Annotated in this window: 17 protein-coding genes; 3 read left to right on the top strand and 14 right to left on the bottom strand. The window is 41.9% G+C overall.

Features of this window, described 5'->3' with window-relative positions:
* Nucleotides 1–47 precede the first annotated feature (47 nt).
* The 14 genes from H6A12_RS03480 to H6A12_RS03415 form a co-directional block, all read right to left on the bottom strand.
* The gene (locus tag H6A12_RS03480; RefSeq protein ID WP_204444789.1) at nucleotides 48–647 is read right to left on the bottom strand and encodes an AAA family ATPase; all 600 of its coding nucleotides are present in this window, start codon (nucleotides 645–647) and stop codon (nucleotides 48–50) included.
* A gap of 107 nt (nucleotides 648–754) precedes the next feature.
* Nucleotides 755–1,120 carry a sigma-70 family RNA polymerase sigma factor gene (locus H6A12_RS03475; protein ID WP_204444787.1) on the bottom strand — a complete coding sequence of 122 codons (366 nt, stop codon included), beginning with the start codon at nucleotides 1,118–1,120 and terminating at the stop codon, nucleotides 755–757.
* A complete protein-coding gene (locus H6A12_RS03470) occupies nucleotides 1,104–2,819 on the bottom strand; it encodes a recombinase family protein (protein ID WP_204444785.1) in 1,716 nt (571 codons plus the stop codon). Before H6A12_RS03470 ends, H6A12_RS03475 begins: the two co-directional genes overlap by 17 nt.
* Before the next feature lie 113 nt (nucleotides 2,820–2,932).
* Entirely contained in the window at nucleotides 2,933–3,310 is a 378-nt protein-coding gene (locus H6A12_RS03465) for a hypothetical protein (RefSeq protein WP_204444783.1), read from the bottom strand.
* A 72-nt stretch (nucleotides 3,311–3,382) separates the two neighbouring features.
* Nucleotides 3,383–3,913, bottom strand: a complete 531-nt coding sequence (locus H6A12_RS03460; protein ID WP_204444781.1) for a DUF1643 domain-containing protein — start codon at nucleotides 3,911–3,913, stop codon at nucleotides 3,383–3,385.
* 15 nt (nucleotides 3,914–3,928) lie between these two features.
* Nucleotides 3,929–4,231, bottom strand: coding sequence for a DUF960 family protein (locus H6A12_RS03455; protein ID WP_204444779.1), 303 nt, complete (start codon nucleotides 4,229–4,231; stop codon nucleotides 3,929–3,931).
* A complete protein-coding gene (locus tag H6A12_RS03450) occupies nucleotides 4,218–4,559 on the bottom strand; it encodes a hypothetical protein (protein WP_204444776.1) in 342 nt (113 codons plus the stop codon). Before H6A12_RS03450 ends, H6A12_RS03455 begins: the two co-directional genes overlap by 14 nt.
* A 304-nt stretch (nucleotides 4,560–4,863) precedes the next feature.
* The gene (locus tag H6A12_RS03445) at nucleotides 4,864–5,034 is read right to left on the bottom strand and encodes a DpnD/PcfM family protein (RefSeq protein ID WP_204444774.1); all 171 of its coding nucleotides are present in this window, start codon (nucleotides 5,032–5,034) and stop codon (nucleotides 4,864–4,866) included.
* A gap of 197 nt (nucleotides 5,035–5,231) precedes the next feature.
* Nucleotides 5,232–6,335, bottom strand: a complete 1,104-nt coding sequence (locus H6A12_RS03440) for a nuclease-related domain-containing protein (RefSeq protein ID WP_204444772.1) — start codon at nucleotides 6,333–6,335, stop codon at nucleotides 5,232–5,234.
* A 102-nt stretch (nucleotides 6,336–6,437) separates the two neighbouring features.
* Entirely contained in the window at nucleotides 6,438–7,328 is an 891-nt protein-coding gene (locus tag H6A12_RS03435; protein ID WP_204444769.1) for an SHOCT domain-containing protein, read from the bottom strand.
* 61 nt (nucleotides 7,329–7,389) lie between these two features.
* Nucleotides 7,390–8,334 (bottom strand): lipocalin family protein, encoded by a 945-nt coding sequence (locus tag H6A12_RS03430; protein ID WP_204444767.1) that lies wholly within the window; start codon nucleotides 8,332–8,334, stop codon nucleotides 7,390–7,392.
* Between the two features lie 15 nt (nucleotides 8,335–8,349).
* Entirely contained in the window at nucleotides 8,350–9,423 is a 1,074-nt protein-coding gene (locus H6A12_RS03425; protein ID WP_204444765.1) for a hypothetical protein, read from the bottom strand.
* 10 nt (nucleotides 9,424–9,433) lie between these two features.
* Nucleotides 9,434–9,727: a Mor transcription activator family protein gene (locus H6A12_RS03420; protein WP_204444763.1), complete on the bottom strand. Its 294-nt coding sequence runs from the start codon at nucleotides 9,725–9,727 to the stop codon at nucleotides 9,434–9,436.
* 604 nt (nucleotides 9,728–10,331) lie between these two features.
* Nucleotides 10,332–10,970: a hypothetical protein gene (locus H6A12_RS03415; protein ID WP_204444762.1), complete on the bottom strand. Its 639-nt coding sequence runs from the start codon at nucleotides 10,968–10,970 to the stop codon at nucleotides 10,332–10,334.
* A gap of 105 nt (nucleotides 10,971–11,075) precedes the next feature.
* On the opposite strand from H6A12_RS03415, the gene H6A12_RS03410 reads away from it, so the two are divergent.
* The 3 genes from H6A12_RS03410 (at nucleotide 11,076) to H6A12_RS03400 (ending at nucleotide 13,377) form a co-directional block, all read left to right on the top strand.
* Nucleotides 11,076–11,594, top strand: a complete 519-nt coding sequence (locus H6A12_RS03410; protein WP_204444761.1) for a hypothetical protein — start codon at nucleotides 11,076–11,078, stop codon at nucleotides 11,592–11,594.
* 145 nt (nucleotides 11,595–11,739) lie between these two features.
* Nucleotides 11,740–11,889, top strand: coding sequence for a hypothetical protein (locus H6A12_RS03405; RefSeq protein WP_204444760.1), 150 nt, complete (start codon nucleotides 11,740–11,742; stop codon nucleotides 11,887–11,889).
* A 21-nt stretch (nucleotides 11,890–11,910) separates the two neighbouring features.
* The gene (locus H6A12_RS03400; RefSeq protein ID WP_204444759.1) at nucleotides 11,911–13,377 is read left to right on the top strand and encodes a DUF927 domain-containing protein; all 1,467 of its coding nucleotides are present in this window, start codon (nucleotides 11,911–11,913) and stop codon (nucleotides 13,375–13,377) included.
* Nucleotides 13,378–13,416 lie beyond the last annotated feature (39 nt).

Here is a 13,416-nt window from a genome sequence, read left to right as displayed (position 1 = left end):
CTGTACGTTAGCAGGGGGATTTTGTAATCTGTTGATGTGAGCCGCATTTATGCTCTTAAGTCGACGTATTTGATAATCAGATCTGCTGTTTTTTCAAGCCCAAGTTTTGTGGTATCAATGCACAAATCATAATTTTTCGCATCGCCCCACTTTTTGCCTGTATAGTAGTGATAGTACGACGCACGCCGCTTATCAATTTTCTGCACTTTTTCCTTTGCGCCTTCCGGCGGGAAATCGCGCATCCGAATTGCAAAATCGGTCCGTGTATCCAGGTCAGCATGCAGATAAAAATTCACGACATTCGGCATATCGCGCAGTACATAGTCGGCACATCGTCCAACAATCACACAGCCGCCTTTTGACGCCACTTCCTTGATAATATCTGATTGAATCAGATATACTTTATCATTTAGCGGCATTTCAAAACTTGCCATACCGCCAAACATGGAGAGAGAAAACAGCAAACTACCCGTCGGTTTTTGATCGGTATGCTCAAACATTTCCTCCACAAAGCCGCTTTTCTTTGCTGCAAGCGTGATGAGTGCATTGTCATAGTACGGAATCGAAAAATGATCTGCAATCATTTTGCCGATTTCACGTCCACCGCTGCCAAATTCACGGCTGATTGTAATAATAGGTTGCTTCATAAAAATCCCTCCTGTTTGGCTTTTTCTTTTATTATGCGCCGTTCTGTTCATTTTGTCAATATTTTTTATTTATTTTTATTAAAACAGTATAAAATAAATAACATGTTTTATTTGAGCGCACTTCTAAGCTTGCTCAATGCTTTTTTCTCAATGCGGCTGACATAACTGCGCGAAATATTCAAATACGCTGCAATTTCCCGCTGTGTAAGCGGTCGTTTTCCGTACAGCCCGTAACGCAGGCTCACAATCTGCTTTTCACGCTGATCACACACCTGCTCTACCGCACGATACAGACGATCTGCCTGCATTTTCAGATCAATCTGTTCGATCATGCAGTCCTCACCGGAAAACACGTCCATGAGTGTGAGCGGACTGCCGTCTCCCTCGGCGTCAAGCGGATCACTGATCGATACCTCCGCGGCATTTTTCCGGATGGCACGAAAATGCATCAGGATTTCATTTGAAATCCTCACCTTGCGGCTCTTCCATTTCTGACGCAGGATTTGAAAAGTCGATTCCCTTATCATCCGCCCCAAACAGGAAGATATGAACGGTTTCTCCGTCCCATACAATCCTTTTAACAAAGCTGCGAAGCGCTGACCGCTTTTGTTCAACGCTCATTGTATCAAAGGAACTGGAAAAGTTTTTAAGCATTTCTTTTAAGATATCAAACTCCAAATCGGTCAGGGATTGCCCCATTGTCAGGTTTTCCATGTTCTCAATCTGCTCTTTCAGCGATTCATTTTCTTTGTCCAGTTCGTTGATTTGCTCGGTGATATATTTTGCGGCGGAACCTGCCGTATCCGCTAAAGTTTCCACCAGCGATTGAATTTTACGTTCAGTTTCTTTCTGCGCTTTTTTCAGTTCGTCCAAACGCTGGTCGAAATCCCCCTGATGTTCTTCCAGAGATTTTCTCGCCTGTTCCAGTTCTTTCAGGAATGCGGAATGGTCTTCCGAAAGGGCTTTGATCTGCTCGCAGACCAACCGGTCTAACTCATTGCCGTTGGGACGTTTCATTTTGCAATCCTGACTTCTTGTTTTTTCCTTGGTTTCACAGAGATAGTCATAAATCCGTTCCCCATTCGCATTCAATCGACTGCTCAGTTTGGGACGCATATACGCCCCGCAGTCACCGCAGAACAACAGCCCGGAAAGCAGAGCAACATTGCTTTTTGGCTTGTGATAGGACTTGGATTTATTTTGGTCTAGCATTTTCTGTACCTGTACCCACTGCGCCCCGGAAATCAAGCCTTTATGTTTGCCGACAGCGATAATCCAGTCTTTCACATCCTTTAACTGGTTGGATTTTCCAGTTGTCTGGATGGTCTTGCTGTATGCCATAATACCATGCACTCCGTCAAAAGCGGATTCCTCCGAAAACAGCTCCACTCCCAGACGTTCAAAATAGTTCCACGCTTCTTTGTCGGCAATCATATAAACCGGATTCCGCAAAATATTGCTGATAGAAAAACGGCTGAAATCCCGGTTGTTTTTTGTCTTGATATGTTGTTGCCGCAGATAAGTTTCCGTCTTGGTAAGGGAGTTGGTTTCGATAAATTTATCAAAAATCAGCTTCACCAGTTCCGCTTCCTGTTTGATGATATCCAGCTTAAACGCTTTTCTCACCTTTCCGTCTACAGTGATACTCCCCACCAGTTCCTTGCTTTTATATCCGGTCGGCGTTGTTCCGCCGAGCCACCGCCCGGATTTGGCAAGTTCCCGCATATTGTCCCGGATACGCTCGGCAATCGTTTCCCGTTCCAGTTGAGAGAACACCGAACAGATAAACATCATGGCACGCCCAATCGGAGAAGAAGTATCAAACTGTTCGTTGATAGAGACAAAAGAAATATTCAGTTGCTGCAATTCCTGAATCAGTTCCGCAAAGTCCTTGATATTACGGCTCACCCTGTCCAGACGGTAACAGACCACCGCATCGAATTTGTGATGTTTTCCGTCGTTCATCATCTTTTTAAACTGCGGGCGCTGTGTGTTCTTTCCGGAATAGCCCTCGTCCTCATAAACCAAAATATCTTCTTCCGAAAATCCCGGATAATGCAGACGGATATAATTCTTGCACATTTCAATTTGGTTTCCAATGCTTTCGCCTTTCCCGGTAAACTTGGATTTTCGGGAATAGATTGCGATTCGATGGGGTGCGTTTGTTTCCATAGGTTTTCCTCCGCTTTATGTGATGATATTGTTCGTTTTCTATCATTTCGGCTTACAGAAATATTATACCACAATCATTCCAAAAGACAACCTGCCCTTAAAAGAATGCAGTTTTATTTCCTGTTTAATATTCCCCGTATGTTTTTCTCTGTATCATAGCAAACTACATAATCTCCGACGGCTGTATGAACCAGCGAAAACGAATCTGCATATTGGGGGATTGTTTGCTTGAAAATAAGGTCTTCCGGTGGTTGCTCCCCGCAATAGCGAAGATAGCCGCAGATTTCGTCAAAGTCTTCCTGCCCGTAATGCGCATAGCCGAACAGGGGATTGATGATATATTCCAAATCCTTTTGACTGGAAGCGGATAAAAAGCCACTGATAACCGACCATAACTCTTTCTGCGTGATAAGCAGGGAATAGAGGGCAGTGTTTTGAAAATCCTCGTCTTCCATCGGTTGAAGCAAGGTGTTTGATGATTCCTGACTCATAAAAATTTCCTTTCTGTGATATAAAAATGCAAGGCGCTGTACTTCCCTTAAGAAGCACAGCGCCTTTGTCAGTTATTCTGCTGTTTCCGATTGATATAAACTTAAATTCCATTCATTGCGGATGGATGGCGTGAGGGGATGAAGATTTTCTCGTCCGGCGCAGTCGGAGATCGTCTGCACTTTATCCATATAGGGTTCTAACAGTTCCAGCACTTCTGCTTCCCTTGCCTGAAACGCTTTATTCATCCCGGCGATCCGTCCCCATGCCAATATGGTGAGCGCTGTTCGTTTGACGCTTTCTAAAATATAGCGGTCGGTTTCCTCACCGATATCATCAATCAGGCTTTTCAGTCTTTTTGCTTCTACTCCTACTTTGGAAATAAGATTAACCAGTTCCACACCGCCGCAGCCTAACGCTTCCAGATTATTTTGAATCAGCATAGTTGTTGTGTCGCAGGTTACATTGTAAAAGGTGCTTGGGCTAATGGAAATCACCGTTGCAATCGGTCTGTTCTTGTCCCAGACTTTGGATAACAGATAACGGTATTCTTTATCGTCAGAAAAAATCGCTTCACAGCGGATGGTTGCTTTTTCGTTTGTCATTGTAGTTCAATCCTTTCAATATTCGTCCGCCAATAACATGGTGGAGTGGGTTTCATCGTCAATACAGAATATTTTGGCCCGAACGGGATTTTCACATGGGAAACAGAGTGTTTTCTGGTAGGGCGGCTGTTCCTGTGTATGAATGACCTTTTGCATAGTAACGCCCTGTTCATGGGCGGGATATAGCCGGAATACCTGCAAATAGTCAAGTGGTGTTTCCCGTCGTGCTGTTTCAATCATTTCCCATAGAATTATTGTTGTGAATGCGGGGATTTCCGCTTGGATTCCCCGTGTAATATAGCGGCTATTTTGAAACATCAAACCGCACCTCCTTAGATGTAGAATCTTCCAGTAAAATTTGTTCCGTTTCCGGTTCCAGAATCCCCGGTTCCATAAAAACAGAAATTGCATAGCTGTCGTTCAACACAAAACAGCTATGCAATAAACGGATTTCCTGAATTGGACTGCGGAGAGTCAAAACTTCGGTAAATTCCGCAAAACAGGCGGATTGTTTCAGCGGAAGGGACAGTCCCATATCTGTATGGTGCAAGCTGTCCTGTCTGTTTTCCAGCAGAAAAAACGCCCCGAACTCTGTCATGTCGGGGCAGTGGTATTCTCTCAGGAAAAAATACAGATAGTCGGTCAAATACCGAACAATCAGAGGGTGGATTTTTGGTTTGTCCCGAAAAATACACAGGTCTTCCGGGCGTTCTATTTTTATCATCTGCGTTTCCTCACTTTCGAGCCGGTACACAACAGTGTAACTGCCGCACCTGCACCGGATAAAAATAATTCGATAGAAGCCTTTGCAGTTAGTCCCGCAATCAGTCCCAACACCATTTTTATCACCTCTTTTCACGTTTTCTGCAACGCTCTGTTACTTCTTCCGTTGCCACAATCGCAACGAGTGTAGCGACAAAGCCGAAAATAAACCAAAATGATTCCATCGCTTAATCCCTCCTCATCGAAAATAAGACTTCCTTAAAATCGTCTGCGTCCAGCAAATAATCAGCGTTTTTCCAGCCTGTTTCGGCTATCCTTTTCGCTTCTTCCTTACTGTCGGCAGATACGGTCACGGTCTTTTGCAAAACCTCTGTAATCACAACTTGAAATTCTTGCATATGCTCACGCCTTTCTGAAATATAGTTATATATAAAAAAGCCTTACAAACGACCTTTCATCGTCTGTAAGGCTTTCTTTACCTTTATTTTGACAAGCAAAATAATAAAAGGCACTTCTTATGAAATGCCCTTTATTACTTTGCTTGCGTTATAAAATATTTTTGTCAAAGTTGATACAGAAACACCATTAGCTATATTTATAAATTTCTAAAAAAGTTTAAAAGAATCCCTGCCCCCATACCGATCGCTTCGTCTCTATTTCGATCTATCTCATTAAGAGCTTTTTTTGATTTTGAAATTTCTTTTTTGATACGCTTTTCCTCCATATTAGCGACTTGCAGCGAAATAAACGCTGCAAGCGCTTCGTAGAAAGATGATTCTGTAATTGATAAGGGGTATGTGCGTTCTTCGATTCCTCCACATTCATACTCTAGCAAGGAACGAAGGGAATATATTTCTTCTTTAGATAAACAAATAGGACGTTTTTCGTCTAAAATAATATTTTCAATTCCCGTTCGATAGCAAGTACAAAGATTCGATTGGTCGAGTTCTTCATCATAGACGGTACATTTATCGTTAGAATAAACAAAAACAGGATAAACAGGAACGGATTCAAATTCCGTATTTTTAAGCAGTCTTCGCAAAGAATGTTTATGTCGTTGTGCTTGTTCAATAACATTTTTAGGACGTTTTTTGTGTAAACCTCTATCGCCCATAGAAGTGTCACCTACAAAATCTTTACCAATCGAAACCAATCCCTGTTTTGTTATCGTCACAAACCGAGCGGAGAAATACTTAATTTCAAGAGTAAAAATTCCTCGTGTAGTAATAGCAATGATATCGTGTTCTTCTGTACTGTTTTGAAATGGGACGCATAGGTTTTGAAACAGTTGAATCTCATCGTCTAATACCTTGATGGTTTTATATGCTTCATATTCACCCCTTATCCCATTCTCTAGTCCCTTTTTTAATCGCAACACAGATTTATATAGTTTTGAAAAAATTTCAAATTCTTTAGGAAGACTTTTAGCTCTTTGAGACTTTTCTTTCGGGGTACTGCTTATCTCTGAAAAAAATCTTACTAAGTCTATACCATATTTTTTGCTGTATTTTTCAGCGGTTGAGATCATCTTATCATATATTGCAATTTGCCCTTTTCTAGTAAACTCGCTGTCATCTGAACAAATTGTTTCGTTTAAAATCTCTTGTTTTATTTTCAATTTTACTTTATTAGGATAGGATTCTAATTGTTTCTGTAAAGAATCAACTTGTTGGCAGATCCTTTTTCTTTCCTTGCTCATGTTTTATCCTCCATATAAATCTAAATCCATGGCTTTGGTTTGGTACTACTCTTACATTTTCAGAATGTTTTTTCAAATGTGACGAGGGGGAAGTGGGAGACGTTACATTTTTTTGAGCATTTCCTGTTTCTTCGCCGTAAATTCATCGTCTGTAAGGATTCCCGCTTCTTTCATCTCAAACAGCTTTTTGAGCAGTTCCATAACTTCTTCCGGGTTTTTATTTTCCTCTGTCTGCATAACAGGGGCAGGGGAAACAGGCACGGAAGCGGTCTGGATAGCAGGCTGTGCTTGCGGCTGCTGCGGAACAGGCTGAGAAACGGGCGGCGTCTGCTGAACCGTTCCCTGCTGGTTGTTTGCCGCAGAAGCTGGTTTGTTTGCCATGCTTTCTGCGATGTTTTTAATCTGTCCACTGACTGTCCCGGCTACATTCTGCGCAAAACCGGTGATTTTTTCGGTATCGATATGGGGCATTGTCATTCCCTGTCCGCTTGCCGTATTATCAGAAGCATTCACCGCTTCAAAGACCTTATTGCCTTTCAGATTGAAAAGCTGAATTACAGACAGCGCAACAAGGGCAATCAGGAATACTAACATCAGCCAAAAGCCGATTTGATAGCTGGTATCTACATCCACCTTGGCTCCTGAAGATTCCGCAATTCCCTGTGCCGCATTTGCACCGTATGCCAATTGACCGGGAATAATAAATAACAGAACCGTTCCGATAATAGACGCACCCAGACAGATATATTTCTTAAAGGCTGCCAGCGGCGGAAGGTAACAGGCAACCAAAATGAGAATTGGCATAAGGAAAAATAAAATGCCAACAAAACCTCCGTCCGTGACAATGTTGATTCCTTTGAGAACAGGGGCTTCTACCGATACACCTTCGGTCGATGTACCAAACTTTACAAAGGGCAACAGCATAGAGAGAATCAATGCGCCGCAAAAGATACCGGTTAGATTTTTGAGTAAGATACTTTTATCAAATTTCATTTTCATTTCCTCCTGAAAATATTTTCGCAATAATTCCTATGAAGCAAAAATTCTGTTTTCATTATTCAGTATAAAAAACGATTGTTTCCAATGAATTGAGCGGCTCACCGCCAGTATAGCGCAAATTTAATATTGTATCTTGTATGCTTTCTACTACGTATATACTTTCATTGCTACCTGATGAAAAATGAAGATTATTTCCCTCAAGGCGATACGAATAGGTCGTTTCTTCAAACGGTGTATAGACGAAATCACCACCGAAGTCCACATAATATCCCGCCTGATATTGAACTGTTCCGTTTGTATCAAAGCTAAGTGTATAATACACTTTATCTGTGGACGGCATGGGATCTGTATAAATAGATGAAATGGTATACCAGTGTCCTAATAATAATTCCGTATTAAATGCAGGAGGTTCCGGTTTGGATTCAGGCTTTGGCTCGGATGAAGCAGTACTTTCAGGCGGTACGGATGATTCTGCCGACGCAGTAGATTCCGGTTTGGAAAAACTGCTCTCCGGTGCGCTGGACGGCTCTTCCTGCTGTTCTGAACGCTTATAATCTCCCGCAAAAAAACCGGACTGTTCAGACGTTGCTTTTAAAATCAGACCATCTTTGGATAATACTGCTTCACAAGTTTCCGTTACAGTATCGCCGTCAGCGGTAACGGAGATTGTCACTTTGTTGCCGGAAATCTCGTAGGAACCGTCTGTGGAGGTCAGCGCCGCCGTATCGCTTCCATTTTCAAACCTTTCATACGTCAGCTTTTGGTTGTCCGAAAAGGTAAGACGGTGTACGGTGGTTCCGTCCGTGTGTTCCCATATTCCTTTTATATTTTCACCATTCAGTTCTATCGTGTCGCTGACGGTTGAAGCATTGGAAGAAGTTTCCTCACCGCCTTTTCCCGTGCCAACCGCTTGCCAGATACCGTACCCTGCAACCGCAAGCACGATTACCCCGACCACGATTAAAATAATCAAACTGCTTTTGTCCATCTTTTTGTTCAATGAATGCTCCCCCTTTTACCAATTTGCGATTTTTGTAATAACTTCGCTTTTTGTAATCATTGCTTCATACGCTGCTTTGCCTGACCCTACCTCTTGATTTAGTTTTTGGTCGTATTCCGCTTTCAAAATCTGCTTGCCGTCCCAAGTGTATTGATAATTGGTATCGTTCTCCTCATAGGATGTCCCATAAGGATCCCGCAGTTCAAATTGTCCGCTGTGCAGTTGCATAAAGGCTCCATTTTGAATGCTGTAGATCGTGTCAAAATAAAGCCCCATATTTCCGCTGCGTACATGCAACCGATTACTGCCCTCATTATATTTCGTAATACCGCTTCTGAGATTTTCTGATACCATTTTCCCATTGGAGTAGGTGCAAATTAAGTTCCCCTGCGCCGTTGTACTTCCCTCGATATATAGTTCCGGTATGGAATCTCCGTCAAGGTTAATCAGCTTGAAATTCTGCCATTCATCGCTGTGAAGCGATTCGATATATGAAATATATACCGGTTTCCACTGATCGTTTTGCGGTTTTGACGATGATTCCAGCGGGGAACTGCTTTCCGGCGACGCAGATGATTCCGGTTCAGAAAGATTGCTCTCGGCGGTGCTTGAGGATTCTTCCGGTTCTGTTCTGCGATAGGTTCCCGCAAAATGTGACGGACTTTCACCTGTTCCGGTAAGAGTCAGAGTATCTTTTGTTAAAGAAGCCTGACAGGTTTCTGAAATATCCCCGGTTAAAACGGAAATCGAAAGGGTAAGGGTATTCCCCTCAATTTTGTAGGTATCATCTGTTGTAGAGAGAACGGGCATTTCATTTCCCGTTTCAAATTTTTGATAGGATAGCTTCTGTTCTTTGGAAAAGGTAAGTTCATGGGCAACGGTTTCTCCTGTGCAAATCCACCGACCTTCCAGATTTTCTTCGTTCAACTCCAATGCGCCGCTTACTGTTAAAGCGGAAGAGGAAGACGAGCCGGTTCCCTTTCCCATCGTCTGCCAGATTCCATAGCCTACAACCGCTAAAACAATGACTCCAACAATGATTAAAATAAGCAGACTGCTTTTATTCATCTTCTTTGAACCGTTTTCCAAAGATGTCACCTCATTCTTTTCTCTTTTTCTTGGCACTGATATCGTCGATATGGTCTTTCAAAATTTTTCGTATCCATTTTTCGCTGTAGCCAAACTTTGTGGCTAATTGCTTGATATTGTATCCGTCGTATTCTTCTACAATCTGGCGGATAATAAAGTCCTTGCTGAACAACTGAACAGGCAATGTCAGTTGTTGACCTCGATAGGTATTGTATATTTTCAAAACAGCTTCAATGCCTAGGAGGTTGGCAAGTTCATTGTATGCGCCGTTTAAGTATTCACCTTTGATTTTGCTTGGATCCATAGGCATATTCACCTCCGTCAAGATATACTTTCCCTCCTTACATTATGACTGATTTCGACGGAACAGTATAGAGCGACAGTGCCCTAGAACAATTCCTTGTAAAGTTCCACCATTCTATATTCACTGCATTTATCATACTGATTGTGATACCCACATGCCGTCCATCAGCCGAAAAAATCAGAAGCGCCGCATGATTCATGACGAACCATGCGGCGCTTCTATTCAAAATAATAATATATATTTAAAAAATGAAATATTTCCTTACGAGTCCTTTTGTTCAGATGTTTATGACGAGAAAAAACAAAAAACGATTTCTTATAAAATAAACGGTTATTTCATCTCAAGGTTTCGGCTAAATTGTCCTCATCAATTACAGCTTTATTTGCCATAAAACTATGCGGCTTCGTTTTTTTTGCGAATTTACCAAAGGTTAAAACCTTCGTCAATGCCAAGCTCTGCCTTTTGGTGGCAGAGCAGGCATTTCCTCTGGTAAATTCGCAAACGCTCCGCCGCTTCCTCTGTTCATTATCCTAGAAAAATCAGGCGAAAAAGAATTACATAATTTTGTAAAAAACATCGGATCATAGAGATTTTTCATTTCCAGTTATTTGAGCTGTTGACGGCACATCTCATCAACATACTCTCCAAACGAACGTCCATCAAGCACATCATCTTCCCAATATTTTCTTGCATATTGATAAAATGTATCATATGAAATGGGAATTCGTTTGAAGATTTCTCTGTCACGGAGAAGCTCATAGACTTCTTTATAATTCTTCACGCCGTTATGATACGCTCGAATCCTTCTGATGTATTTAAAATATTTTCTTTTCCGCTCATAAAAATCTTTCTCGTCCACTGGCACTTCAATACGTTCCGGAGAATAGCAGATGATGTCTGAAAACTTCACATCATACTGAGCGCACAAGTTACGTATATACTCCTCTGGCTTCTTTTTCAATCGTTGACAGTTGAGGTGTTCTTTACAACACGCTGCTATTTCCTGTTGATATGCTTCTGTCACCTTTCGAGTGCGTGGTTCAATTTTTTTCGTAAAAGTACGTTTTGCTTCCTCTTCTTCGGCTAAAACACACTCTAACTCTTTTGCTCTATACTTATATTTTTTACAAATATTATAAACAGTGTTCCAGTGCATTTGATAGTCAGCCGCTGTCTGTGTTTTGGTTTTATGCTCAATATATACAGCTTGCAAAACGGCTACAATCTCTTCATTCGAATACATTTTTCCATTCTCTCAATCCACAAATTTAATAAAAAATGCCGCTCCGGACAAATCATTATCGGACATAAACGCTATGTCCGAAATTTATTTGTTAGGAGTTTTTTTATGCACAAGCGTATAAACCCTAATCACGGCGGTATAGACCATTTGCAGCAGGAAAGAAGTCCATGGAAGAGAAATCAGTTTTTCTCCGAGAACGCAATTATTCGTAGAGAGCATGACGTAAAAAAAGGAAGAGCGCCTGATTCATTTCTAGACAGACAAGACTATGAGTTTGAGCTTTCTAATTTTTTACACCATGAACGACGGATACTCAACCAGTGTATAGCTAACCTAAAAATAGAGATAGCTCCTACAGTATACAACGGAAACGGCTATTCGTTTTGCCTTCTGGATGCAGAGTTCTGTTATTTTCTTCTAACCAGTAATCGTAAAGCAGGAAGTTTTTTCAGCAGATTAAAATGTGGTAAACTCCTTAAAAAAGAGGAGGTAAAGCAGTTCCTCAAAGATTTCTCAGCGTACCTTATAATGCAACACAACTGTCCCCTAAAAAGTGCCTGTGAAGATCCCACCATGTGCGAGGGTTCTTTTTTTTTGCCCTTTTTAAAAAAAACAATTGAGTGAATGCCCCTGTTGGCAACCTCTCTAAGCCGGTATAATAAAGTCAACAAAGCAAGAGGTCATCCGGAACCTCATTCCATGTGGGGTGGGGTTCCTCTCAAAAAACTTGGTTTCTTGGTTTGTAATAATCTGAAAGGAGGAAAAAGAGATGAAGCCTTTTTCCAGCAAAAAAATCTCTGATGATGAAGCGAAGAAGCTTCGTAAAGGCAATCCCACATATCCCTTTGTTGCTGATGACGACTCTGTCAATTGCATAGTTCGAAACAAGGACGGGGAGAAGCACATTGATTGGGGGTGAACGCTGTTTAGAGTTTCGGCGGTGGTTTACGATGAAGAGTCTCAGACCATTTCTTTGGAGCTTGCCATTAAGACACGCTTTGGTGAGAGTATGGTGTCCGTTGACAAAAGTACTTTTACCAGCAGACGTGTAGACGAGCTAAAAAGGTACGGTATCGACTTTAACCCAAAACATCTAAGCCGACTACTCAAATATGTACTTCTGTCCGAACAAAACGCTCCAATACAGAGACGGTCATCCATATGTGGCTGGAGTCGTGACGGAACCGTTTTTGACGGGTTCGATGATGGCTATACAGGGAACATGGATTTATCCGTGCAAAAGGCATCAAGCAATTACATTACCGAGCTAAATAATCTTATTGATAAAAGCATCGGTTGTCAGCTTGCAATCATGTTGAGCCTTTCATCAGCCACATTAGCACTTTTGGAGCAGTACCTGCATACGGGCAGTCCGATTTACCATTTCTATGGGGATAGTTCCAGAGGAAAGACAACGGCGTTACAGTTGGCGGCTTCCATGTGGGGTAATCCCGAACAAGGAAGAGGTCTTCTCCACAGTTGGAACGCAACGGATAATGCGATACTCTCTCATCTGAACGGCAATTATGGTATTTGCGTTTGTTTGGATGAGTCTGGATCGGCTCGAAAGAAAGATTTCACCAACACGATTTACTGCGTGAATCAGGGTATTGACCGGGCAAGGTTAAATAAAGATTCACAGCAAAAACCAGCCAAACACTGGAATACTGTTGTATTGTCATCCGGAGAACATTCTCTTCTTGACATGAGTAACCAAGCCAGCGGGCTTCGTGCAAGGCTAATCGAGTTTTTAGACACTTCTATCACCTTATCCGCTTCTCACGCAGAAAATGTTAAAAACTTTTCTTACGGCAATTATGGGATTTTAGGAAGAAGATGGGTGACTGTCCTTCAATCCATGCCCATAAAAGACCTGTTAGAGTTACACAACGAGTGGAAAGATTATTTTCTTGATGAGATTGATTCAGATAAAAGTATAGTTAAGCGCTTGGTCTGTTTGATAAGCATACCGATGATTACCGCACAACTGGTGCGTGAACAACTGGGAATTGCTCTGGATATTGAGGGCTTAACAGATTTTTGGGTGGAATATCTAAAGCAAGTAGAACACGATTCCCTGTCTTTGGCAGACCGGGCGTATGATATTCTCATTGATTGGCTCTCTCAAAACTCTCATACCATCCAAAAGCAAGGCGAATGCGGGTTCTCCGGGATGAATGCCAAAATGGTGAAGCCAAACGAAGTAGCTATTCGGTCAACCGTATTCAAGAAAATTTTGGAAGACAATGGTTTTTCAGACGTAAAGGTAGTAGCAAAAGCGCTGAAAGACGCCGATTTACTACATCCTGAAATGAAAGATGGTCTCCAATGCCGCATTGTATTCGGCAACATTAAAGTCCAGACTTACCGGCTCATCTTGAAAAATGAGTCGATAGGAATGTACTAATAAAAAGGTGTACAAATCGGACGCACTTAAAATAGTCCG

It is taken from the genome of Merdimmobilis hominis, assembly GCF_016901855.1.
Taxonomy (GTDB): domain Bacteria; phylum Bacillota; class Clostridia; order Oscillospirales; family Ruminococcaceae; genus Paludihabitans.
This window is presented reverse-complemented; position numbering and strand designations above follow the sequence as displayed.